Raw genomic sequence first — 22,630 nt, forward strand, 5'->3', positions numbered from 1 at the left:
TTTATTGATTTTTAATCAATTATATTTTTTGTCGTGTACTAAAACATGGATTATAATATCTTCCGGCACGCCCTCCTTCTCCAAAAATTCCCATGCCGTTTTTGGCCCTACGGTCTCATCGCCATTGTGGAATTTGCTGTCGGCAATGTCATGCAGCAGTGCACCAAGCTGTACCACCAGTTTATCGCATTCCTCGCCTTTTGCTATAAGCAGCGCATTGTTATACACGCGCTCAATGTGGAACCAGTCGTGCCCGCCTTCGGCACCATGTAGTTGTTGTTTTACAAAGGTGATAGTGTTGGTGATGAGTGTAGATTGCATTCGGAAAAGCTTTGAAGATGCGAATTTCGGGAAAATGTATATATTTTTAGCCGCTATCCCACAAAATTATGCGAGACACCCCCCGCCTCTCAAGAGAAAAGTTGCCCCCTTCATATTCCATATACATTTATATGATCCTGCAAATATGAAAAAACCTTGTTAGCGTATTGCTTAAAATTTAATCATGCCCTCTGTGCACATGTGCGTGTTCCCTTTCGGGAAGGGTTAGATTGTGCCTCTGATTTATAAACGGATATTTAATGCGCCGGTATAGCCGCAATCAGCTTTTTGGTATAGTCTTTCTGCGGATCTGCGTATAAGGCATCAGCTTCATTCATTTCCTCGATCTTGCCTTTGTTCATCACCAGCACCTGGTCGCTCATGTACTTCACCACGGCAAGGTCATGTGAAATGAAAATATAGGTGAACCCAAAGTTTTCCTTTAGCTCATTAAGCAGGTTAAGCACCTGCGCCTGTACCGAAATGTCCAGTGCGGAAACCGACTCGTCGCACACTATAAGTTTTGGCTGTAAGGCAATAGTCCGGGCTATACCTATACGTTGCCTTTGCCCGCCCGAGAACTCATGTGGGTAACGGTTAAAGTGTTCTTCGCCTAAGCCTACACGGTTCAGTATTTCAATAACTTTCTTCCTGCGCTCTTTATCGTTCTTATACAGCCTGTGCACCCGCATGGGCTCCATTATAGCTTTGCCAACTGTAATACGGGGGTTGAGTGACGAGTAAGGATCCTGGAAAATAATCTGTATCTCTTTTCGGAGTTCCCGAATTGCTGCTGATGAAAGCCGCGTAAGGTCTGCGCCGCGGTATAAGATTTTTCCGGAAGTAGGTTTATCTAATTGCAGGATGGCGTTTCCCAGTGTTGACTTACCACAGCCTGATTCGCCTACCAAGCCTAAGGTTTCGCCTTCGTATATTTTGAAGCTCACATTATCTACAGCGCGGAATTTAACGTCTTTGCCAAATAATCCTGCTGAAGAGACATATTCTTTTTCCACGTTTACCACTTCAAGCAACGGGGCCTGGCTGTACAACGTTTCATGCTTTTGCCGGCGCTGCCCCGGCGTTACTTCTTCTTTATCTACGGAGCCGGCTAAAAAATCCTGGATGGTTGGCAGCCTTTTGAGCCGCACATCAAGTGACGGGCGCGAATTTATCAATGCTTTGGTGTACGTATGCTGAGGGTTGGTAAAAATATCCGCTACCTTGCCCTGTTCCACAATTTCGCCGCGGTACATTACCAGTACACGGTTGGCAATTTCTGAAACCAGTGCTAAATCGTGCGAAATAAAAATGATGCTCATGCCGGTTTCCTGCTGTAGTTCCTTCAATAAAAGGATAATTTCTTTTTGTACTGTTACGTCAAGGGCAGTGGTCGGTTCATCTGCAATTAATATCTTCGGTTTGCAGGCAATAGCCATGGCTATCATAACCCGCTGCTTTTGCCCTCCTGAAATTTCGTGGGGGTAGCGGTTGTATATCTTTTCGGGGTTGGGTAGTTTTACTTTGTCAAATAAAGAAATAACCGTTGCTTTGATATCTTTCGGGGATAATTTGGTATGCTGCATTAAAATCTCCTCCACCTGGTAGCCACATTTTAGCGAGGGGTTGAGCGAACTCATTGGTTCCTGGAAGATCATTGCAATGTCATTGCCGCGAAGGCTGCGCATTTTATTGCCAGGTAGCGAAGCTATATCTATCCCTTCAAAATCAATTTTACCGGTGACCTCTAATATGCCTTTTGGCAGCAGCCCCATCAGCGCCAGTGAGGTGACTGATTTGCCAGAACCCGATTCGCCCACAATGCCTAATATTTCATTTTGTTTTAAAAAGAATGAACTGTTTTTCACTACAGGTTTTAGCTCCCCGTCTTTCCGGGCAGAAACCGTGAGGCTGTGGATATGGAGCAGCGGGGTGTTCATGTGGGTAAAGTTAAGAAACATTTTGGTGGCAGCCACAACCGGATGTTCCACAACCGGCAAAGCAAGGGTACAACACTTTTACGGCGCTACCAGCTTGAAGCCTATCCTTGGGATGTTTTCTATGCGGATACTCTCATCGTCCCGGAATATTTTTCGCAGGCGGGAAATGAACACATCCATGCTGCGGCCGAGGAAATAGTCATCATTTCCCCAAATTTCGTTCAGTATCTTTTCCCTCTTGAGGATAGTATTTTTATTATCTATGAATAGCCTAAGTAGTGCGGACTCCCGCTCGGTGAGTTGTATGGTTTGTCCGGCCCTGGTTATGGCATAATTGGCAGGGTCAAAGGTATAGGAGCCGATAGTGCATAAGGTATTTTTAGCCGGTGCCTGTTTTTGGCTTCTTTGCAGGAATACTTCTATTTTAAGGATAAGCTCTTCCATGCTGTAAGGTTTCACCAGGTAATCATCCGCGCCAAGCCTCAGGCCTTTTATACGGTCTTCCTTCAGGGTTTTCGCCGAAAGAAAAATTATGGGTACTTCCACATTACGTTCACGAATGGCAGCTGCCAATTCAAAACCATCCATTTCCGGCAGCATTACATCAAGTATACAAAGGTCAAAATCTTCTTTTTTAAATGCTGCATAGGCTTCCTTACCATTAGTAAAGTGGGCCACATCATACTGCTGTTCCAGGTTATCCGCCGTAAGGAACGCCAGGGTGCTGTCATCTTCTACATACAGTATTTTCTTTTTCATACGATGTTGTTTTTAGGTATTGCTATGGCAATGGCGAGGCCTGTGCTTCTTTCGTTGTTCTTAATACCAATCTTCCAGCCGTGAAGTTCACATATCTTTTTTACATAAAAAAGCCCAATCCCGAAACCTTCAACTTCTTTCTTATTCTGTCGTGGCACCCGGTAAAATTTGTCAAAAACATAATCAATATGGGCATCTGGTATGCCGGGGCCATTATCGGTAAACAAGAGTTGCAGGCCTTTGACTGTTTGTTTTACTGAAATATCCACGGAGGGCTGGTCAGCACCGTATTTTATGGCATTTTCAACAATATTATAAATTATATTATATACATGGAACTCGTCTGCCCTGATGCGGTACGACTCTTTATCGGATGAAATGCTTATTGCGGCTTTTTCGTGTTTCAACAATGCGTTCTCACGTACCAGCGAAAGTGTTTCTATAATATCAATATCCTTTTTTTCAAGGCTTTGCAGGTTGGCATCGCTTTTTGCCACATTTAGTATGCGCTCAATATGCTGGTTAAGCTTGTTGCTTTGCTGTATAATGATTTGCAGGTATTTGTTGAGCCTGGGGTTATTTTCAATGGCTTCCTGCCTGGCGGCATAATTAGACGCGATGAGTATTGATGACAACGGGGTTTTAAACTCATGGGTCATGTTATTGATAAAATCCTTTTGCAGTTCGGTATATTTTTTCTGTTTCAGCAGTAGCAGTACCGAGTACACGTAGATAACCAGCACCAGGAACAATACACCGGTGTATATCCAGTACTGCTGTAAAGACGTGATGTAGTTGTACCGCAGGTTGGGGAAACGTATAGCAAAATAATACACAAGGCCCTCCCTTTTTGTAAAGCAGTTAGCGCACCGGGCTTTTCCTGCCGCTGCCTTGCCCCCGGCAGCTATATACTGCCCGTACATCATTTCATCAGAAGCACAGTCATAAATAGCATATTCATAATCCATGTCGAGCTTAACCTTCTGGAACTCAGCCTTGAGGTAATATTCCAGGATTTCGGCCTCAAATACATCATTAACATTCACTACATAATAATCTTCCGATACTTTTTTTATCGGAGTGGTATTGGGCAGCTCATTCTTATTGTCCCGGTAAATTTTATCTACCACATCCTGCAACGCAAAATGTATCTTTTCGCCCACCTCTTTTTTCTCAAACCTGTAGGCGCGGCTCAGGGTAAGTACCTGGGTGGTAATTACACCTATTATGGCAAAGAGCCCTATAAGGACAATGATATTTAATTTTGTAAACCTCAAGCTATGGTAATTTTTATGCCGATATTACTATAAAAAAGCAAACGTGCCAACCCATTAACAACTCGTTAACAATACTTTAAAGAGGGTTAACAACATTATGAAAATAACCGGATAAATTTGTACTATTATTATTTAAAAACAATATTAACTAATTTAAAATCAATTTTATTATGAAAACACTAAAGCTTTCATTATTTGCAGTAGCCGGTATGCTAATGCTTTCTATTTCTGCTTTTGCCCAGCAGGCCACCGTTAAAAAAGCCGGCCCGGCCCCTGCCGCAGCGACACCCGCCAAGCCAGCGCAGCCATCAGAGATTAGCTGGAAGGAAGATTCATTTGATTTTGGCACAATTGAAAAAGGCAAGCCTGTATCACATGACTTTACATTTAAGAACACTACCAAGCAAACAATCCTTATTACAGATGTAAAAGCATCATGCGGATGTACTGCTACTAACTATACGAAAACCCCTATAAAGCCGGGTGAAACAGGAAGCGTAACAGCAACATACAATGCCGCTAATCCCGGTAACTTCAGTAAAACGGTTACTGTTACTACAAACGACAGCAGCGTAAACAAGGTTTTAACCATAAAAGGTAAAGTTGAAGGCGGCGATACTCCGGCACCTGTACAGAAATCATAAATTACAAATTACAATAATGTAATATCATTAAGCCATCAGTAGTGATGGCTTTTTTATTTTACAAAATGTAAAAAATTCTTGTCTTTATGGAAATAATATTTTACATTAGTTTAAAAATATTCCTGTCATGAAAACAAATTATTTATTTCCAAACCGGCTAAAGTTTATTAGCGGTGTATTATTTGTTACTTCATCATTGATGCTTACGCTTTACTATTCTGTCAGCCAATTTGGCCAATTTGAATTCAAGGCAAAAGTATTTGCCATTTACGGCAATGATGGTTTCTTGGGAGAAAGTGGCTGGTTTTGGGGCGTTGACAATTCTATCCTTGATGAAATACTGATGTCCATTGTTATAACTACGGGCGTAGTATTTGCTTTTTGTAAAGAAAAACATGAAGATGAGCTTGTGGCTTCAATCAGGCTTCGCAGCCTTGCCTGGGCTACAATACTAAACTATTCCATACTATTGTTTTGTTACCTTTTCATATATGGCATGCCTTTCCTAAATGTTTTAAATGTTGCCATGTTTTCGCAGCTTTTAATTTTCATCCTACTGTTCCGGTATAAGATGTACCGCTTTTATAAATCTGCCGCTTATGAAGAATAATATTAAAGTACAGCGCGCCATACATAACCTTACACAACAGGACCTTGCCGATAAAATAGGCGTGAGCCGGCAGACCATCAATGCGCTTGAGGCGGGTAAATATGTCCCCTCAACCGTACTGGCGCTAAAACTTGCAAGACTCTTTGAAAAAACGGTCAATGAGGTTTTTCAGCTTGAGGATGATGATTAGTATGTACATTTGTTATATGCCGTTGCAGCAAGCCCATATAAAAACCCCTCTTGGCATCACCCTTATTGAAGGTGATGCTAATGGCATTTCTAAAATATGGGTGCTTAATGAAGATGCACAGCCATCAACCGAAATACCTGATGAGCTACAAGAAGCTGCAAACCAGATGCAGGAATATTTTGAAGGCAAGCGGAACTCCTTCAACTTTAAATTAAATCCTTCAGGTACCGATTTCCAAAAGAAAGTATGGAATGCCCTGCTGGAAATTCCCTATGGAAGAACAATATCCTACCATGAACTGTCGGTTAAGCTGGGCGACGTTAAGGCCATACGCGCCGTGGCAAGTGCTAATGGCAAGAATCCGCTGTGGATAGTAGTGCCCTGTCACCGCGTTATTGGCGCCGATGGTTCCCTTACCGGCTATGCAGGCGGGCTGTGGCGCAAGAAGTGGCTGCTGGAGCATGAGAACCCGCCGGTGCAGCAGAGTTTGTTTTAATCCCTTAAAATCAGTGTTGTGAAGCATCTGCGTAATCCGTGTTGCCTTTTTTTATAAATTCGTAGCAGCTACTAACACTTCTTTTATGAATTTCCTTAAAAAACTTGTCCTCTGGCTGGCCATCATCTTTACCTTCATCATCATATTGCTGCACCTGTTCGATGTAGACTATCTGCTTAAAGCAGTGCGCGTAGTATACCTTAACGGAAAAACTACTGCTTATCTTGATGACTATACTTATTTTGATAACCGTATAATAAAAAAGGGTACAGCACAACCATGGGCACTCCACAAAGAGTATAATAAAGTTAAGCCTACAGAACGGCTTGCAGAAGTGAATAAAGAGCTGGGGACCGTAGCCTACGTTATCATAAAGAATGACAGCCTGTGGCATGAGAGCTACTATGACGGCTATAGTAAAGACTCTAAATCCAATTCCTTCTCTATGGCTAAAAGTATTGTCTCCGCAGCCATGTTTAAGGCTATCATGGAAGGTAAAATAAAAAACGTAGACCAAAAAGTATCGGATTATTTCCCTGAATTTGGCAAAGGCCCGGCTGCAAAATTAACGGTGGGCGACCTGTCATCGATGGCCACGGGACTCGACTGGAACGAGCATTACAGCAGCGCTTTCTCCATAACTACCCGTGCGTATTTTGGCGATGAGCTTGAAAAAACAATGCTGAATGTAGGTGTTGTACAGGAACCGGGGAAAAAGTTTGATTATGTAAGCGGGGCCACCCAGCTGCTCGCTATGGTAATAGTAAAAGCTACAGGCGAACATCTGGCGGATTATGTTTCTGAAAAATTCTGGCAGCCTATGGGCATGGAACATGATGCGCTATGGCAGCTGGACCGTGAAGGCGGCATAGAAAAAGCCTATTGCTGTGTTGCGAGCAATGCCCGCGATTTTGCCCGTTTTGGCAAACTTTTCCTTCACAAAGGCAACTGGAACGGTTCTCAAATTATAGATCCGGCCTATGTAGCGAAGATGGTTAACCCCCGTTTCCCTGAGTCGCCGCAGTATGGCTACGGCTGGTGGCTCAATAATTATCTGGGCAAAAAAATGTATTACATGCGCGGCCACCTGGGGCAGTTTTGCATCGTAATACCCGAAGATAATATTGTAATTGTGCGCCTTGGCCACATCAAAGGGCTGCAAACTGATACAGATCCGCACAGCAATGACTTTTATGTATATGTAGATGAGGCGTACAAAATGATGGGGATGATGAAACCGAGCGAAGGAAAAGGCAACAGCCTGCCGATGACTAAGAAAGAAGCAGAAGGAAAATAAAAAAGTAAATGGTAGAAAAAATAAATCTGGAAAATGTACTTTTCCTGGATATAGAAACAGCGCCTGAGCATCCGCATTTTGGGTTGTGCGATGAGGACACACAACAGCTGTACGACCTGAAAACCCAGTACCAGCGTAAAGACGGGCAGTCGCCGGAGGAGTTTTATGAGCGTGCCGGAATCTGGGCTGAGTTTGGCAAGATCGTGTGCATGTCGGTAGGGTATTTTACATTCAGGGGCGATATACGGCATTTTAGGGTAACTTCCTTTTGCGGCGAAGAAAAGCAGATATTAAGAGACTTTAATAACCTGCTGAGCAATCATTTCAACCAGCCGCAGCATATTTTGTGTGGGCACAATGCCAAAGAATTCGATTTTCCGTTTATTGCCCGCCGCATGATTATCAATAATATCCCTATTCCGCAAAAGCTAAACCTTTTTGGCAAGAAACCCTGGGAAGTGCCACACCTTGATACGCTCGAATTATGGAAATTTGGTGATTATAAAACCTTTGTGTCCCTAAAGCTGCTCACCAAAATATTGGGCATACCCTCACCCAAAGGCGATATTGACGGCAGCCAGGTGGGCTACGTGTACCATGTGGAGAAAGATATAGACCGGATTGTTACCTACTGCGAAAAAGATGTAGTTGCCGTGGCACAGGTGCTGCTGCGCTTCCGCGGGGAAGATTTACTGGTGGATGATGAGATAATACATGTGTAGCACTCGTGTTGTTGCTGCTCTTTTAGATAACAATCGGAACTGATTATAGTGTAGCGTTGGTTACTCCTGCTGCGGCCGGAAGCTGTACATATAATCCTCCAGCCCTTTCAGCTCTTCATCGGTCAGGTTTTTAGTAATGGCAAAGTTAGTTTTCATTACCTCGTATTGTGAAGGGTCTACAATAGGTTTGGCTTTTTCCTTTAGGAAGTCCACAATACTGCCGTTCTTCTCTTTGTAAATTTTGGCTATCTCCTGTATGCTTGGGCCTATGATCTTCTGGTCGGGCTTGTGGCAGCTAAAGCAGTTGCCCTTGCCGTCAAATATTTCCTGCCCCAATTTCTGGGATGGAGTCATATCGGCACCCGCGCCTTCACTTACTTCGGCAGTTGCTCCGCCGGCCCTGCTTTCTTCTTTTTGTCCATTCCCTTTGCAGGAAAATAAAGCAATAGTCAGAACAGATAAAAGTAATTGTTTCATAATTTACCCACCCCTACCCCTCCCAAGAGGGGAATCAGGAAACATTAATTATTGGTTTAACAATATAGCGGCTTCTTTGGCAAAATACGTCGAAATAAGGTCGGCACCTGCACGCTTTATGCAGTACAGCTGCTCCATCATTACACGGTCATGGTCAAGCCAGCCGCGTTCGGCTGCGGCCTTTACCATAGCATATTCGCCTGAAACATTAAATACCGATACCGGCACGTTCACTGCGTTCTTCACCTCACGCACAATGTCCAGGTAAGCCATTCCCGGTTTTACCATAACAATATCAGCGCCTTCTTCCACATCATGCAGGGCTTCTTTAATGGCCTCAATGCGGTTAGCGTAGTCCATCTGGTAGGTTTTTTTATCTTTCGGGACTTCAATGTCCGCATCCTTCGGGGCACTGTCAAGCGCATCACGGAAAGGCCCGTAGAATGATGAGGCGTATTTGGCGCTGTAGCTCATAATCCCTACATTTTGGTATCCTGCACTATCCAAACCTTCACGCAGGCGAAGCACGCGCCCGTCCATCATATCGCTTGGGGCTACAAAATCAGCACCTGCCTCAGCATGCGACACGGCCATTTTCACCAAAGCAGCTACAGTTTCATCATTGGCAATGTCGCCGTTTTTAATAATGCCATCATGCCCGTATATCGAGTAAGGGTCAAGCGCAACATCAGGCATTACTACCATTCCCGGTACGGCATCTTTAATGGCTTTAATGGCCTGCTGCATCAGCCCGTTTGGGTTCCAGGCTTCTTTACCGGTGTTGTCCTTAAGGTTGTCGTTAACCTTTACATAAATGTTCACAGCCCTTATGCCCAGGCTCCACAGTTCCTTAACTTCCTTTACAGTAAGGTCCAGCGAGCGGCGGTAAATACCTGGCATAGACGGTATAGGCACTTCTGCATTTGTCCCTTCAGCTATAAACATAGGGAATATAAAGTCGTTTGGTGTAAGTAGGCTTTCGCGGACTAATGAACGGATGGATTCGGTGGCGCGTAGCCTTCTGTTTCTGTGGATTGGATACATATTATAGCAATTAGCAATTAGCTTTTAGCATTAGTATTATTGATTTTTGATATTAAAGCGTTAAGCATCTTCTTTATTTCTTCTATCTGCAACAAGAGTATTTGCCCTTCGGCAGGGTTAATAAAATCTAAATCAACACTTAAGATAATTTGATATTCTAATTCATTTGCCGATCCAAATGAAATAACAAGGAATCTTGCAAAGTCTTTATCTGTATTTCTACCGCAGCCTTCAGCAATATTTGTAGGAATAGAACTTGAAGATCGTTTCATTTGGCTGGTTAAGCTAAACATTTCTTCTTTTGGAAAATTACGTACGGCTTTATAAACATCAAGAGTTAACTGATGAGATTTCTGCCAAACTGTATAATTTTTATAATCTTTCATATTTTAGGCTGATTGCTGATTGCTGAAAGCTAAATCCATTCCCTTGGTTCTTTTAATACCGCCAACAGCCGCTCCTCCTCGCTTTCCGGTTCTGGGTGGTGGTCATATACCCACTGTACATGTGGAGGAAGGCTCATCAGGATGCTCTCAATGCGACCATTGGTCTTAAGCCCGAAAAGCGTGCCTTTATCATGCACTAAATTAAACTCTACATACCGCCCACGGCGAATTTCCTGCCATGTACGGTTAGCCTCCCTATATTCAGTATCTTTTCTTTTCTCAACAATCGGCACATAGGCTTCAAGAAAACTATTGCCTACTTCGGTAACAAAATCATACCACTGCTGCATCCCAAAATCGGGCGTTGCCTTGCAATAGTCAAAGAAAAGGCCACCGACACCCCGTGCTTCGCCGCGGTGCGCATTCCAGAAGTACTCATCGCATTGCTTTTTAAAGCGGGGGTAAAATTCAGGATTATGCTTATCGCACGCGGTCTTGCAGGTTTGATGGAAATGTACAGCATCCTCTTCAAACAGGTAATAAGGGGTAAGGTCCTGCCCGCCGCCAAACCAGCAATCTACAACGTTGCCTTTTTTGTCATACATTTCAAAATAGCGCCAGTTGGCATGTACTGTAGGCACAAACGGATTTTTAGGGTGCAGCACCAGGCTTAGCCCGCAGGCAAAGAAATCAACATCGCCAACCTTAAAGTAGCTTTGCATGGCTTTAGGCAGGGCGCCGTGTACGGCAGAAATATTTACGCCTCCCTTTTCAAACACATTGCCGTCCTGAATAACGCGGGTCCTTCCGCCGCCGCCTTCGGCACGTTCCCACACATCCTCATGGAATTTAGCCTTGCCGTCTATTTCTTCCAGTTTAGAGGTTATCCTGTCCTGCAGCTTTACTATATAGTGATAAAATTCGTTTTTCATTTTTACTCTGTTAGCCTTTAAAAGCAACTAAAATGCGCTTAAACGGGTTGTTGTACCTGAATACTGCGACTGTAAACTATTTATACTCCTTTACCGCCTCAATAAACGCTTTGGCATGATCAACCGGGATGTTAGGCAAGATACCGTGCCCCAGGTTAACAATGTAATTATCCTTACCAAACTCATCGATCATTTCCTTAACCATTTTTTTGATGGTTGGGATGGGCGAAAGCAGCCTTGACGGGTCGAAATTCCCCTGAAGCGTTATTTTGCCACCCGATAGGTAACGTGCATTGCGGGCAGAACACGTCCAGTCAACCCCAAGTGCCGATGCTTTACTTTTCGCCATATCGCCCAGTGCAAACCAACAGCCTTTCCCAAACACGATAACGTGTGTTTCAGGTGCCAGCGCTTCCACGATCTGGTTAATGTATTTCCATGAAAATTCCTGGTAGTCAACCGGCGAAAGCATACCACCCCAACTGTCAAACACCTGCACAGCATTAACGCCGGCTTTTACCTTTTCTTTGAGGTAAGCTATGGTAGTATCGGTTATTTTTTGAAGAAGGGCATGAGCAGCTTCCGGTTGTGAGAAACAGAAGCCTTTGGCAGTATCAAAACTTTTAGAGCCTTTGCCTTCAACCGCATAGCAGAAGATGGTCCATGGTGAGCCTGCAAAACCTATCAGAGGTACCTCATCATTCAGCATTTCTTTGGTCAGCTTAATAGCATCCATAACATAACCTAATGTTTCGTGTATGTCGGGCACAATTACCTGCTTTACATCCTGCGCTGAACGTATAGGGTTAGGCAGGAACGGGCCCACGCTTTCCTTCATCAGCACCTCAATACCCATAGCCTGCGGCACCACCAGGATGTCTGAAAACAAAATGGCTGCATCAGGTTTTACGATACGGATGGGCTGTACGGTTATCTCAGCGGCAAGTTCCGGCGTCTGGCAGCGCGTGAAAAAATCATATTTATCACGCAGGTCACGAAATTCTGGCAAATACCTCCCTGCCTGGCGCATCATCCATACCGGCGGCCTTTCTACAGTTTCATTCCTCAGGGCTTTTAAAAAAAGGTCGTTCTTTAGGCTCATATGTTTTTATAATAATTTATGCATTGCACAATCACGTTCTCTACAGTAGCCTTACTGGCTGTTACCAAATTAACTGTTATGCCTTTAAGTGCCGCGGCTGTTGTTGTGCCAATGCAAAAGCATGTTTCGTTTTTAATCTCGTTCTTTTGCAGGTAACTTTCCACACCCGATGGGCTGAAGAACAATAAACCATCTAAAGGTGCTTTTATTTCATGCGGTGTAAGCACAGTGTCATACACCTCAATTTCATTAAAATCCACATCTGCATTTTTCAATGCCTCCGGCAGGGTGTCCCTCCTCATGCTCCCCGAGAAGAATGTGAACGTTCCTTCTCTGTAGCTTTCAGTTATAACTTTTGCAAGTTCTTCGGCATAATCTTCACAAGCTTCAACCTTAAACCCCGCCTGCTCAATAACTTCTTTTGTTTTGCTGCCTACACAGAAGATTTTCCTTCCGGCATATTTCATTGCTTCTTCACTGGCCAGGAAACTTTTAAAAGCGTTCGAGCTGGTGAAGATGAAATTTTGATTAAACGCTCCTGCTGCCGGTTTTTTTAAAGCTATGCTTATAAAGTCGGCTTCTATAATACTTAATCCGGCATTAAGCAGGTACTGTTTATGGTTAGGCAGCAGCTTTTTTGTACTTAGTATCCGGGCCATCTTATTTCTTCAGGTCATTCCTTATCTTCTCCATCAATGCCGTTCCGCCGTTTGCTAAAATGGCTTCTGCACACTCGTTGCCAAAGTTGCTGTAATCAGCACCGGCAGGCATTACCTTCTCTATATAAAGCTTTTCCTTCCCGTCAATTGACAGTAATACGCCTTCAAAACGTATCTCATCATCTACAAAGGTTGCCAGCGCGCCAATAGGGGCAGTACAGCCGCCTTCCAGCTTTTTAAGGAACTGCCGCTCTATATGTGTGCTAACCTCAGTACTGTAGTGGTTTAGCTTTGCCAGCGCCTCCAGGCAAAAATCATCATCCTCCATAGCCACCACTACCATGGCTCCCTGTGCCGGCGCCGGGATCATCCAGTCGAGCGCTATGTGGTTTTCCGGCAGTAGGTTAATGCGTTCCAGTCCGGCCGCGGCAAACACGGCGCCGTCCCAGTCATTATCTTTTAATTTCTGTAATCGAGTATTCACGTTGCCCCTAAGGCCCTCTACTTTGTGGTGGGGGTAGCGGTTAAGCCATTGCGCCTGGCGCCGAAGGCTCCCCGTTGCTATAGTCCCGGTGTCGTTCAGGAAATCAAGATTTCCCTTATGCACCAGGATATCATCGGCATTGGCACGCTCCAGAACAGCGGCCTGGACAATGCCTTTAGGCAGGGCAGTGGGAACATCTTTCATGGAATGTACCGCGATATCCACCTCGCCTTTAATCATGGCAATATCAAGTGTTTTGGTAAAGATTCCTGTAATGCCAAGTTCGTATAGCGGAATGTCCAGGATCAGGTCGCCTGTTGATTTTACTGCTACAATCTCGGTTTTATAACCAAGGCCGTTTAGCTTTCTTTCGACTGTATGGGCCTGCCACAGTGCCAGTTCGCTGTCGCGGGTGCCTATGCGTATGGTGTCTCTCATTTTGCAGCGGTTTCAATCCTGAAGACCTTTTCTATCCACTCTATGCTTTCATCAACCATGGTGTCATTGTCTTTCAGGTGGTTGGCAAAATGGGTTGTAATTTTTTGTATGATGCGGTTGCTTATTATTTCAGCCTGCTCTTCGTCAAAATTGTTTATTTTCTTTCGCTGGAAATTCAGTTCGGTTTCTTTGATAGAGTTTAGTTTTTCTTTCAGGGCATGAATGGCAGGCGCAAACTTGCGGGCATTCATCCAGCTGATAAATTCTTCTTTAACTTCAGCTATAATGGCCTCGGCGGCAGGTATGTGTTTCTTCCTGTTTTCCAGCGTTACATCAGTTATTTTCGAAAGGTCATCAAGGTGAACAACTGTTACGCCCTCCAGCTCATTTACATTATCATGCACATTTTTTGGTATGGAAAGGTCGAGTATCAGAAGTGGCTTGTGCAGCGCCAGTATATCCTTGTCAATGGTTGGCTTCTGTGCGCCGGTGGCCACAATAAGTACATCGGCCTTAGGGATTTCCAGCGGAAGCACATCATAATCTTTAACGATAAGGTTGAACTTGCCGGCAATTTTTTCAGCTTTGTCCTTTGTCCTGTTCACCAGGATTATATGGTCGTTTTTGGTATGTTTGACTAAATTTTCGCAGGTGTTGCGCCCTATTTTGCCGGTACCAAAAAGGAGGATGTTTTTGTTGGCAATATCCGGCACATTGTTCATGATGTACTGTACCGAAGCAAATGATACTGATGTAGCGCCAGAGCTTATTTCAGTTTCATTTTTAATCCTTTTGCTGGCCTGGATTACGCTGTTTACCAGCCTTTCCAGGAAAGCATTGGCAAGCCCCTGGGATTTAGATTCTATGAAGGATGATTTTATCTGGCTGATGATTTCGAAATCGCCAAGAATCTGGCTGTCAAGGCCTGTCCCTACCCGGAAAATATGGCTTATAGCTTCTGTATTCTTGTACACAAAAGCCACACGCTGAAATTCTTCAACGGTGCCACGGCTGTTGTCGCACAGCAGCTTTATTAACTGGAACGGGTGCTGGGCAAAACCGTAAATTTCTGTCCTGTTGCAGGTTGAGGTCACAATAAGGTTGGATAGTCCTTCCTCTTTGGCCTGCAGCAACACCCTGGTTTTCCCGGCATTGTCTAAGCTAAATTTTCCCCTTATCTCAGCATCAGCTTTCCGGTAGCTTAATCCAATCGCATAAAACGACTGATGCTTTGATACATGATTGTTCTCCATATCCACTTTCCTAAAAGTTTCACAAAATTAAATTCAACGATATTAAAAAAATAACGCTAAAAGTTCTTTTTGTATCGCTCAATGTTATTTTAAGCTCAAATGTGACGAAAATCACGAAAATCCTTTACATTTGCAGTAAAATCAATGGGTTACATTTAAACAGTTTAGAACCGTTCTAAATAATAAGATTGTTCCCCCGGCACGGCCCGGCCAAAAAAAATATCGCTATGGGTTCTCATGAGGAGATAAAAATTGAAGATGATTTTTATGTGTTGCTTTTCCGGAATGACAGCGCTGAAACCTCACATTTTGAGAGGGAGGCCGGGATAGGCCTTATTCAGTTCCACTTTGGCATTAAAGGCAAAGGCAAGTTTATTTTCAACCAGGGCCGTTACGCATTAGACCTGCGTGAAGGGGTGTCTCTTTTCCTGTACAATCCGCAAAAGGAACTTCCCATGCACTTAGAAATTGCACCTAATTCCTCAGTAATTACCGTATTGATTTCCATAAAAAAATTTCACAGTTTCTTTTCGGAAGAGGCCGATTATATTCCTTTCCTTAGTGAAGAAAATAAAGACAGGAAGTATTACAAGGACGACAACATTAATCCTTCAATGGCCATAGTGCTGAGCCAGCTGTTTCACTTTAACCTGCACCCATCTATTAAAAAACTCTATTTTAAAGGGAAGGTATATGAGCTGCTGAGCCTGTATTTTAACCGGAGCGAAGATACCAATGCCGAACAGTGCCCTTTTTTGATTGATGAGGATGTAATAAAAATCCGCAAGGCTAAAGATATTGTTATAGCCAACATGGTGGAGCCGCCCGGGCTGCAGGAACTGGCGGACCAAGTGGGCATCAACCTCAAGAAGCTGAAAATGGGCTTCCGCCAGATATATGGTGACAGCGTGTACAGCTTTTTGTTCGATTACAAAATGGAATACGCACGTAAATTGCTGGACAGCGGCAGTTATAATGTGAATGAAGTAGGCCTGAAGATTGGCTACAGCACCGCGAGCCATTTTATTGCGGCTTTTAAAAAGAAATTTGGCACCACCCCAAAAAAATATTTAATGAGTATTAATACGAATGTGTAACTCCTGCAAGGCCTTGATAACCTTGTAGTTGTAAAACCAAATATATAAAATGAAAGGAGTATTACTTGTAAACCTTGGCTCACCGGAGAGCCCAACGCCAAAAGACGTAAAGCCATACCTGGATGAGTTCCTTATGGATAAATATGTAATTGATGTGCCGTTCCTGCTCAGGGCGCTGCTGGTACGTGGCATTATATTACGCAAACGCCCCGAGGCATCGGCGGAAGCCTACAGCAAAATATGGTGGGAGGAAGGCTCACCCCTGATTGTATTGAGCAAAAGGCTGCATAAAAAAGTGCAGCAGGCCACAGACCTGCCTGTAGCCCTGGCCATGCGTTATGGCAAGCCATCTATAGAACAGGGGCTGCAGGAGCTGGCCGATAAAGGCGTTAAAGAAGTGCTGCTGTTCCCGCTGTACCCGCAGTATGCCATGGCCTCAACACTAACCATTTTAGTACTGGCAGAAGAAATCAGGAAAAAGAAATTCCCGGATATGGTATTTACTGATGTCCCTGCCTTTTACAACAAGCCTGATTATATTAAAGTACTGGCAGGTTCCATAAAATCATCGCTTGAAGGTTTTGAGTATGACCACCTCCTGTTTAGCTACCACGGCATACCGGAGCGACACATCCGCAAAACGGATGTTACCAAATCACACTGCAAAATAAACAGTACCTGTTGCGTAACGCCATCGGCAGCGCACAAATTCTGCTACCGACACCAGTGTTACGAAACTACCAGGCTGGTTGTGGAACAGCTGGGCATACCTGAAGATAAATACTCGCTAACTTTCCAGTCAAGGCTGGCAGGCGATAAATGGCTGGAGCCTTATACTGATGTTGAAATAAACAAAATGCCGAAAAAGGGGATTAAAAACCTTGCTGTGGTAACTCCAGCATTCGTGTCTGACTGTCTGGAAACACTGGAAGAAATTGCCATGCGTGCCAAAGAGGAATTTGAGGAGAACGGTGGCGAAAAATTCCATGCAATACCCTGCCTTAACGATAATGACGACTGGGTACAGGTAATAGCCAACTGGGTAAACGACTGGGCGGTGGCTGAAATCCCTGTTAGTTAACATGCCTGTCTCCTCGTCCGACCTTGCCACGCAAAGCATCAAAAAACTGCTCATTAGGCAGTCGGTTCCCGCTTCGGTAGGCATCCTGTTCATGACGGTCAATGTGCTTATTGATGCCATATTTGTCGGGCGGTGGATTGGTTCGCTGGCCATAGCGGCGCTTTCGGTTGTTATGCCGCTTACTTTTTTTATATCATCCCTTGGTATGGCTATTGGTGTAGGGGGAAGTTCGGTATTATCAAGGGCGTTGGGTAAAAACCAGAAAGAAAAGGCCATAAATGTTTTTGCACACCAGATCATGATGACCTTTGGCCTTTGCTCATTCATTGTGTTACTGGGCATCATTTTTAAAGATGAGATACTTCTTCTTTTCGGGGCCAATGGTGAAATAAAAGAGCCCGCTGAAGCATTTTATATGCCCATACTGCTGGCAGTGCCTTTCCAGGCGCTTTGCATGATGGGCAATAACGTCATCAGGGCCGAAGACAAATCACGCCATGCCATGGCGGCTATGATTGTTTCGGCGGTAGCCAATATAGTTTTCGATATCCTTTTTATTAAAGTACTGGGCATGGGTATTTTTGGCGCGGCACTTGCTACGGCGTTATCGTTCTTCCTGTGCTTTGTTTATATAACATGGTTCTTTATTTTCAGGAGTGAGCTCAGGCCGTCTTTAAAGCATTTTGTATTCCGCAGTGTTATAACCAAAGAAATCGCATCGCTTAGTTTTGTAACGTTTGCCCGTCAGGGCGTCATTAGCATCCTGGCTATATTGCTTAACCACACCCTCTTTTCTTACGGTGGCGAACATGCTGTTACTGTTTACGGTATCATTAGCCGGATGCTCATGTTTGCGCTGTTCCCGGTTTTAGGCATTACACAGGGATTTTTGCCAGTTGCAGGATATAATTATGGCGCGGAAAAATATGGCAGGGTGAGGCAGTCTGTTTTTACTGCCATAACATTTGCGGGTGGCATGGCCATAGCTATATTCATAATCATACTGGTTTTTGCAAAACCCATTGTTTCCATTTTTACAACCGATGCTGCTGTTATTAGGGATACCCCGGGCGCACTGCGCTGGGTGTTTGCAGCTTCGCCCATTATAGCGGTACAGCTTATTGGCGCGGCTTATTTCCAGGCGGCAGGCAAGGCTACAAAGGCATTGATGCTCACGCTGAGTAAGCAGGGCTTTTTCCTCATACCGCTGGTGCTTATACTGCCGCACTTTTTTGGTATTTTTGGGGTGTGGGTGGCATTTCCTATTGCTGATGTGCTATCAACATTGATTACCGGGATATTTTTGAAGAAGGAGATGAGCAAAGAATTAAGTATTTAAATAATTTAAACAATGAGATACTTAAGCTTAATGATTTGTTTAATAATTGTATTAAGCAGTTGTAGCGAAAACAAACAACAATCTTTCATTTTAGTGGATAAATCATTAGCAAATAATGCTGAAGAGCATTATGTTGATAGTACAATTGGTGTTAGGGGTAAGTATAAAATAGATTTAAAAAAATTTCGGACAGACAGCGTTTATGTTGAAATTAAACTTTATAAAAAGGATTTATCAAATTGGAAATTAGTACAAAATTTTCATTTCCTTAAAAATGGCGTATTGACTTGCGATGTAGAAATTAAAGATTACAACAATGATGGATTGAATGACTGTACTTTTAAATCATCTATTGCTGCAAGAGGAGCAAACGAAATAAAAAAACTATTCATTTTTAATGAAAAAGAAGGAAAGCTTACATTTATAAAAAACTCTGAAGATTTTCCCAACTTACAATATAATGAAGACTTGAACTGTATTGATGCCTTTAGGGTTTATGGTGGAACTCAATCTGTATTTGCTAAGATCGAAGGAGATAGTCTAAAAGAATATGCATCGGTTGAACTATTTGATAAAAAAATTACAATAATAACTACTGCACCTGATGGATCAGAACACGTTATCAGGAATGAGACTTATGAAGGTGATTCTTATATAAGGTTCAAAAACTTTAGTCCTTTAGAAGAATATAAAGGCAATTACTAACACAATATTACCATGCAAGACTACTACAACTACATAAAATCACTGCACCTCATTTTCGTCATTACCTGGTTTGCGGGGCTGTTCTACATCGTGAGGCTGTTTGTGTACCATATTGAGGCCAGCAACAAACCCTCGCCCGAAAAAGAGATCCTTATCAAACAATACAAGCTTATGAGCAGCAGGCTGTGGTATATAATTACATGGCCTTCGGCAATATTGGCCACCGTTTTTGCTGTTACGTTGCTGTTAATTTCACCTGGCTGGCTGCAACAGCCCTGGATGCATGTAAAATTGGCATTTGTATTGCTGTTGTTTGGCTATCACTTTAAATGCCACCGTATTTACAAGCAGCTACAGCGCGACGAAATTAAACATACACCGGGGTTTATGCGCCTGTTCAATGAAGGCGCTACAATTATTCTGTTTGCCGTGGTATTCCTCGTGATACTTAAAAATGCCGTAAACTGGATATATGGGCTGGTAAGCCTTTTGCTGTTCTCAATACTGCTTATGCTGGGCTATAAATTTTATAAAAGGATACGGGAGAAGAAAAACTCCTGATGCAAATGAAGGAAAAGTTTAAAATAAAGCGTTGGTCACTCAGGGTAAGGATATTCCTTTCAATGATATTCATTACGCTTATTGCTTCGTTCCTTATTGCCGCGGTATCTATTTACCAGTTTAAAAAAGAGGCTAAAGATTACCACCAGGACCGCCTGGAGCGCAAGGAAAACTCTATTAAGGAGCATATCAATTACATCCTTGCCAATACCACTTACCCCATGACTACTGAGAATCTTCCCCTCATCTTCAGGGAAAGGATACACGAACTTGCCAATATCCACGGACTGGAAATCAATATATACGACCTCGATGGCCACCTGCTCAAATCATCCAAGGCGGCCTTTTCAGTTGATACCATAAACCAGAACATTCCTGCGCCCATTCTCAGGGTTATCCGGTCAACGGCTGAAAAACGGTATGTTGACCTGCAACAGACAGCGTCAGGCAAAAGGTTCCGCTCTTCCTACAGCTACCTCAAAGACACCAAATTTAAACCCCTGGGCATACTTAACCTTCCTTATATCGAAGATGACGGGTACTATGAAAAGGAGCTTAACAATTTCCTTATCCGCTTTAGCCAGGTATATTCATTCATGCTGCTTATTTCGGTAATTATAGCTTATTTCCTTTCCAGCTATATCACCAAATCAATAAAGGAAGTATCGGACCGTATAAAGGAGACCCGCCTGAACGAAACCAACGAAAAAATAGATATGGGCGATACACCCCAGGAAATCAGCCTGCTGGTAGATGCCTATAATAACCTTGTGGATGACCTTGATGAAAGTGCCGCGCTACTGGCCCAAAGTGAGCGGGAGGAAGCATGGCGCGAAATGGCCAAGCAGGTGGCCCACGAAATAAAGAACCCACTAACGCCTATGCGCCTTACTGTGCAGAGCTTCCAGCGGAAATTTGATCCCGGGGACCCCAATATAAAACAGAAGCTGGATGAATTTTCTAAAACGCTTATCCAGCAGATCGACACCATGACATCGGTAGCATCAGCCTTTTCAAGCTTTGCTTCCATGCCGGCGCAGCAAAATGAAACTTTAAATGTGGTGAAAATAGTGCAACTGGCACTGGAGATTTTTAATGAGCCTTATATATCCTTTGTAAGCGAGGAGCCTTACATTATAACGCGTATGGACCGCACACAGCTGATACGCATAATAACCAACCTGGTAAAAAATGCCATACAGGCCATACCGGAAGAGGAGGCCAGCCCAATGGTGGAGGTAAAAGTGTACAGGGACGGCAACCTGGCAAAGATCACTGTAAAAGATAACGGTAAAGGGATCAGTATAGAGAACAAAAACCGTATTTTTGAGCCTAAGTTCACCACCAAAACCAGCGGCATGGGGCTTGGGCTGGGCATCATAAAAAATATTGTGGAGAACTACAACGGTACTATTACCTTTGAAAGTGAGCTGGGCAAGGGGACAGCATTTTTAGTGGTGCTGCCAATTATAAACCCTGACAATAAAACAGATTAAGAACAAACAAAACCAACATACCAATGACCTTTGAAAACATTTTAACCGAAAAAGACAATGGGCTGGCCATTATAACCATAAACAGGCCATCAAAATTAAATGCGCTGAACAAGGCAACCATACAGGAACTCCACGAGGCATTCAGGGCAATGGATGCCGACAGGGATGTGAAAGTGATAGTAGTAACCGGTAGCGGCGAAAAAGCCTTTGTAGCAGGCGCTGATATTGCTGAGTTTGCCAATTTCTCTGTAGAAGAAGGCGAAAAGCTGGCGGCCATCGGCCAGGAACTGCTTTTTGACCTTGTACAGAACCTGGGGACACCTGTTATTGCGGCGGTTAATGGTTTTGCCCTTGGCGGCGGTCTTGAGCTGGCCATGGCGGCACATTTCCGTATAGCGTCTGATAATGCCAAAATGGGGCTTCCTGAAGTTTCTCTTGGGGTGATACCCGGTTATGGTGGCACACAGCGCCTTCCGCAACTGGTAGGCAAAGGCCGTGCTATGGAAATGATAATGACTGCAGGCATGATAGGCGCTGAGGAAGCAAAGGCTTACGGCCTGGTAAACCACGTTGTACCGCAGGCAGAGCTGCTTGACTTTACCAAAGGCATTGCCGCTAAAATTATGAAGAATTCACCCGTAGCCATTGCCAAAGCCATACAGGCCATAAATGCTAATTATGAAGACGGCGTGAACGGCTTCAGCACTGAGGTAAAGCTGTTTGGCGAATCGTTTGGGACTGAAGATTTTAAAGAAGGGACAACGGCTTTCTTAGAAAAAAGAAAAGCAGAGTTTCCGGGGAGGTAAAGAATTAAGGCTGCAAATTATGTATTACAGGAATATCCTATTCCTTGTACACATCCTTAAACTTCAGCATACCGGCAAGGCGCGGCTCTTTCCCGTTGCTAAAACCGCAGGAGGTGGTAAACTCTTTTGGATTTATGAGCCCGATTATAAACAACGTTATACCGGTAAGTAAGGCAAACCACGAGGCTCCTGTAAAGGCAGGGATGGGTTTTAGGGCTATAACACCGGTTGTAATTTCATATTGGGTTTTTTGGAAGTTTCAGCTTCCTGTGGTTTTAGCGGTTTCATAATTTATTGTTTTAAAATTAAAGGGCAAACCTCCAACGTATTATTTTTAAACTGGCAATATAAAAGCTACTAATAATTAGCTGTCTGCACATATATCTAATAATTTACTGACAGTCATGATTTTATAATTTTAAACAAATTTACAAAGTTACTCCCTACGAGTAGAAATCATAAAATTCATTACTAAGTACACGACAAAAATTGTATTAAATTAATTTCCAGCTTA

General features: G+C 43.5%; 25 protein-coding genes and 1 pseudogene. 14 read left to right on the forward strand and 12 right to left on the reverse strand.

Going from position 1 to position 22,630, the window contains the following annotated elements; genetic code table 11:
• Positions 1–39: 39 nt before the first annotated feature.
• From CHU92_RS05570 to CHU92_RS05590, 4 genes and pseudogenes are all read right to left on the reverse strand, one after another.
• Positions 40–321 (reverse strand): annotated as a pseudogene (locus tag CHU92_RS05570) (HD domain-containing protein); the annotation flags it as partial.
• A 257-nt stretch (positions 322–578) separates the two neighbouring features.
• On the reverse strand, positions 579–2,261 hold the full coding sequence (locus CHU92_RS05580) for an ABC transporter ATP-binding protein (protein WP_094413475.1): 1,683 nt from the start codon (positions 2,259–2,261) through the stop codon (positions 579–581).
• A gap of 78 nt (positions 2,262–2,339) precedes the next feature.
• On the reverse strand, positions 2,340–3,020 hold the full coding sequence (locus CHU92_RS05585) for a response regulator transcription factor (protein WP_094413435.1): 681 nt from the start codon (positions 3,018–3,020) through the stop codon (positions 2,340–2,342).
• Entirely contained in the window at positions 3,017–4,297 is a 1,281-nt protein-coding gene (locus tag CHU92_RS05590) for a sensor histidine kinase (RefSeq protein ID WP_094413437.1), read from the reverse strand. Before CHU92_RS05590 ends, CHU92_RS05585 begins: the two co-directional genes overlap by 4 nt.
• 170 nt (positions 4,298–4,467) lie before the next feature.
• On the opposite strand from CHU92_RS05590, the gene CHU92_RS05595 reads away from it, so the two are divergent.
• From CHU92_RS05595 to CHU92_RS05620, 6 genes are all read left to right on the forward strand, one after another.
• Positions 4,468–4,941 carry a DUF1573 domain-containing protein gene (locus CHU92_RS05595; RefSeq protein WP_094413439.1) on the forward strand — a complete coding sequence of 158 codons (474 nt, stop codon included), beginning with the start codon at positions 4,468–4,470 and terminating at the stop codon, positions 4,939–4,941.
• A gap of 127 nt (positions 4,942–5,068) precedes the next feature.
• The gene (locus tag CHU92_RS05600; RefSeq protein WP_094413441.1) at positions 5,069–5,551 is read left to right on the forward strand and encodes a hypothetical protein; all 483 of its coding nucleotides are present in this window, start codon (positions 5,069–5,071) and stop codon (positions 5,549–5,551) included.
• A complete protein-coding gene (locus tag CHU92_RS05605) occupies positions 5,541–5,741 on the forward strand; it encodes a helix-turn-helix transcriptional regulator (RefSeq protein WP_094413443.1) in 201 nt (66 codons plus the stop codon). The genes CHU92_RS05600 and CHU92_RS05605 overlap by 11 nt, the downstream gene beginning before the upstream one ends.
• Positions 5,742–5,763: 22 nt before the next feature.
• The gene (locus tag CHU92_RS05610) at positions 5,764–6,237 is read left to right on the forward strand and encodes a methylated-DNA--[protein]-cysteine S-methyltransferase (protein WP_094413477.1); all 474 of its coding nucleotides are present in this window, start codon (positions 5,764–5,766) and stop codon (positions 6,235–6,237) included.
• An 85-nt stretch (positions 6,238–6,322) separates the two neighbouring features.
• Entirely contained in the window at positions 6,323–7,534 is a 1,212-nt protein-coding gene (locus tag CHU92_RS05615) for a serine hydrolase domain-containing protein (RefSeq protein ID WP_094413445.1), read from the forward strand.
• A gap of 8 nt (positions 7,535–7,542) precedes the next feature.
• The gene (locus CHU92_RS05620) at positions 7,543–8,256 is read left to right on the forward strand and encodes a 3'-5' exonuclease (protein ID WP_094413447.1); all 714 of its coding nucleotides are present in this window, start codon (positions 7,543–7,545) and stop codon (positions 8,254–8,256) included.
• 60 nt (positions 8,257–8,316) lie between these two features.
• Here CHU92_RS05620 and CHU92_RS05625 read toward each other — a convergent pair whose 3' ends face one another.
• The 8 genes from CHU92_RS05625 to hemA all read right to left on the reverse strand — a co-directional run bounded on the left by CHU92_RS05625 (position 8,317) and on the right by hemA (position 15,031).
• Complete coding sequence (locus CHU92_RS05625) at positions 8,317–8,733, reverse strand: c-type cytochrome (RefSeq protein ID WP_094413449.1); 417 nt, start codon at positions 8,731–8,733, stop codon at positions 8,317–8,319.
• A gap of 48 nt (positions 8,734–8,781) precedes the next feature.
• Entirely contained in the window at positions 8,782–9,777 is a 996-nt protein-coding gene (gene hemB, locus CHU92_RS05630; protein WP_094413451.1) for a porphobilinogen synthase, read from the reverse strand.
• A 17-nt stretch (positions 9,778–9,794) separates the two neighbouring features.
• Positions 9,795–10,163 carry a four helix bundle protein gene (locus CHU92_RS05635; protein WP_094413453.1) on the reverse strand — a complete coding sequence of 123 codons (369 nt, stop codon included), beginning with the start codon at positions 10,161–10,163 and terminating at the stop codon, positions 9,795–9,797.
• 29 nt (positions 10,164–10,192) lie between these two features.
• A complete protein-coding gene (hemF, locus tag CHU92_RS05640; protein WP_094413455.1) occupies positions 10,193–11,095 on the reverse strand; it encodes an oxygen-dependent coproporphyrinogen oxidase in 903 nt (300 codons plus the stop codon).
• A 76-nt stretch (positions 11,096–11,171) separates the two neighbouring features.
• A complete protein-coding gene (gene hemE, locus CHU92_RS05645; RefSeq protein ID WP_094413457.1) occupies positions 11,172–12,197 on the reverse strand; it encodes a uroporphyrinogen decarboxylase in 1,026 nt (341 codons plus the stop codon).
• Complete coding sequence (locus CHU92_RS05650; protein WP_094413459.1) at positions 12,194–12,856, reverse strand: uroporphyrinogen-III synthase; 663 nt, start codon at positions 12,854–12,856, stop codon at positions 12,194–12,196. The genes hemE and CHU92_RS05650 overlap by 4 nt, the downstream gene beginning before the upstream one ends.
• A gap of 1 nt (position 12,857) precedes the next feature.
• Positions 12,858–13,778 (reverse strand): hydroxymethylbilane synthase, encoded by a 921-nt coding sequence (gene hemC / locus CHU92_RS05655; RefSeq protein ID WP_094413461.1) that lies wholly within the window; start codon positions 13,776–13,778, stop codon positions 12,858–12,860.
• On the reverse strand, positions 13,775–15,031 hold the full coding sequence (hemA, locus tag CHU92_RS05660) for a glutamyl-tRNA reductase (protein ID WP_094413463.1): 1,257 nt from the start codon (positions 15,029–15,031) through the stop codon (positions 13,775–13,777). The genes hemC and hemA overlap by 4 nt, the downstream gene beginning before the upstream one ends.
• 227 nt (positions 15,032–15,258) lie before the next feature.
• Here hemA and CHU92_RS05665 point away from each other — a divergent pair, with 227 nt between their 5' ends.
• Genes CHU92_RS05665 through CHU92_RS15800 form a run of 8 tightly spaced genes read left to right on the forward strand, consistent with a single transcriptional unit; the run spans position 15,259 to position 22,406 of the window.
• Positions 15,259–16,128 carry a helix-turn-helix transcriptional regulator gene (locus tag CHU92_RS05665; RefSeq protein WP_094413479.1) on the forward strand — a complete coding sequence of 290 codons (870 nt, stop codon included), beginning with the start codon at positions 15,259–15,261 and terminating at the stop codon, positions 16,126–16,128.
• A gap of 49 nt (positions 16,129–16,177) precedes the next feature.
• The gene (gene hemH, locus CHU92_RS05670) at positions 16,178–17,209 is read left to right on the forward strand and encodes a ferrochelatase (RefSeq protein ID WP_094413465.1); all 1,032 of its coding nucleotides are present in this window, start codon (positions 16,178–16,180) and stop codon (positions 17,207–17,209) included.
• A gap of 1 nt (position 17,210) precedes the next feature.
• Positions 17,211–18,548, forward strand: a complete 1,338-nt coding sequence (locus CHU92_RS05675) for an MATE family efflux transporter (RefSeq protein WP_094413467.1) — start codon at positions 17,211–17,213, stop codon at positions 18,546–18,548.
• A 12-nt stretch (positions 18,549–18,560) separates the two neighbouring features.
• The gene (locus CHU92_RS05680; protein ID WP_129583018.1) at positions 18,561–19,253 is read left to right on the forward strand and encodes a hypothetical protein; all 693 of its coding nucleotides are present in this window, start codon (positions 18,561–18,563) and stop codon (positions 19,251–19,253) included.
• A 12-nt stretch (positions 19,254–19,265) separates the two neighbouring features.
• Positions 19,266–19,814 (forward strand): CopD family protein, encoded by a 549-nt coding sequence (locus CHU92_RS05685; protein WP_094413471.1) that lies wholly within the window; start codon positions 19,266–19,268, stop codon positions 19,812–19,814.
• A gap of 5 nt (positions 19,815–19,819) precedes the next feature.
• The gene (locus tag CHU92_RS05690) at positions 19,820–21,310 is read left to right on the forward strand and encodes a sensor histidine kinase (protein ID WP_165764590.1); all 1,491 of its coding nucleotides are present in this window, start codon (positions 19,820–19,822) and stop codon (positions 21,308–21,310) included.
• 23 nt (positions 21,311–21,333) lie between these two features.
• Positions 21,334–22,116, forward strand: a complete 783-nt coding sequence (locus tag CHU92_RS05695; RefSeq protein WP_094413473.1) for an enoyl-CoA hydratase/isomerase family protein — start codon at positions 21,334–21,336, stop codon at positions 22,114–22,116.
• A 44-nt stretch (positions 22,117–22,160) separates the two neighbouring features.
• Complete coding sequence (locus CHU92_RS15800) at positions 22,161–22,406, forward strand: hypothetical protein (RefSeq protein WP_165764591.1); 246 nt, start codon at positions 22,161–22,163, stop codon at positions 22,404–22,406.
• Positions 22,407–22,630: the final 224 nt, after the last annotated feature.

This window comes from Flavobacterium cyanobacteriorum (assembly GCF_002251835.1).
GTDB lineage: Bacteria > Bacteroidota > Bacteroidia > Flavobacteriales > Flavobacteriaceae > Flavobacterium > Flavobacterium cyanobacteriorum.

Bases quoted from the DNA above. Each gene is read 5' to 3' on its own strand.
- CHU92_RS05650 (WP_094413459.1), bottom strand. From the start codon at position 12,856: ATGGCCCGGATACTAAGTACAAAAAAGCTGCTGCCTAACCATAAACAG.
- CHU92_RS05690 (WP_165764590.1), top strand. From the start codon at position 19,820: ATGAAGGAAAAGTTTAAAATAAAGCGTTGGTCACTCAGGGTAAGGATA.
- CHU92_RS05585 (WP_094413435.1), bottom strand. From the start codon at position 3,020: ATGAAAAAGAAAATACTGTATGTAGAAGATGACAGCACCCTGGCGTTC.
- CHU92_RS05635 (WP_094413453.1), bottom strand. From the start codon at position 10,163: ATGAAAGATTATAAAAATTATACAGTTTGGCAGAAATCTCATCAGTTA.
- CHU92_RS05680 (WP_129583018.1), top strand. From the start codon at position 18,561: ATGAGATACTTAAGCTTAATGATTTGTTTAATAATTGTATTAAGCAGT.
- CHU92_RS05580 (WP_094413475.1), bottom strand. From the start codon at position 2,261: ATGAACACCCCGCTGCTCCATATCCACAGCCTCACGGTTTCTGCCCGG.
- CHU92_RS05685 (WP_094413471.1), top strand. From the start codon at position 19,266: ATGCAAGACTACTACAACTACATAAAATCACTGCACCTCATTTTCGTC.
- hemB (WP_094413451.1), bottom strand. From the start codon at position 9,777: ATGTATCCAATCCACAGAAACAGAAGGCTACGCGCCACCGAATCCATC.
- hemE (WP_094413457.1), bottom strand. From the start codon at position 12,197: ATGAGCCTAAAGAACGACCTTTTTTTAAAAGCCCTGAGGAATGAAACT.
- CHU92_RS05600 (WP_094413441.1), top strand. From the start codon at position 5,069: ATGAAAACAAATTATTTATTTCCAAACCGGCTAAAGTTTATTAGCGGT.
- CHU92_RS05595 (WP_094413439.1), top strand. From the start codon at position 4,468: ATGAAAACACTAAAGCTTTCATTATTTGCAGTAGCCGGTATGCTAATG.
- CHU92_RS05620 (WP_094413447.1), top strand. From the start codon at position 7,543: ATGGTAGAAAAAATAAATCTGGAAAATGTACTTTTCCTGGATATAGAA.
- CHU92_RS05695 (WP_094413473.1), top strand. From the start codon at position 21,334: ATGACCTTTGAAAACATTTTAACCGAAAAAGACAATGGGCTGGCCATT.
- CHU92_RS05625 (WP_094413449.1), bottom strand. From the start codon at position 8,733: ATGAAACAATTACTTTTATCTGTTCTGACTATTGCTTTATTTTCCTGC.
- CHU92_RS05615 (WP_094413445.1), top strand. From the start codon at position 6,323: ATGAATTTCCTTAAAAAACTTGTCCTCTGGCTGGCCATCATCTTTACC.
- CHU92_RS05675 (WP_094413467.1), top strand. From the start codon at position 17,211: ATGCCTGTCTCCTCGTCCGACCTTGCCACGCAAAGCATCAAAAAACTG.
- CHU92_RS05605 (WP_094413443.1), top strand. From the start codon at position 5,541: ATGAAGAATAATATTAAAGTACAGCGCGCCATACATAACCTTACACAA.
- hemH (WP_094413465.1), top strand. From the start codon at position 16,178: ATGAAAGGAGTATTACTTGTAAACCTTGGCTCACCGGAGAGCCCAACG.
- hemA (WP_094413463.1), bottom strand. From the start codon at position 15,031: ATGGAGAACAATCATGTATCAAAGCATCAGTCGTTTTATGCGATTGGA.
- hemC (WP_094413461.1), bottom strand. From the start codon at position 13,778: ATGAGAGACACCATACGCATAGGCACCCGCGACAGCGAACTGGCACTG.
- hemF (WP_094413455.1), bottom strand. From the start codon at position 11,095: ATGAAAAACGAATTTTATCACTATATAGTAAAGCTGCAGGACAGGATA.
- CHU92_RS05665 (WP_094413479.1), top strand. From the start codon at position 15,259: ATGGGTTCTCATGAGGAGATAAAAATTGAAGATGATTTTTATGTGTTG.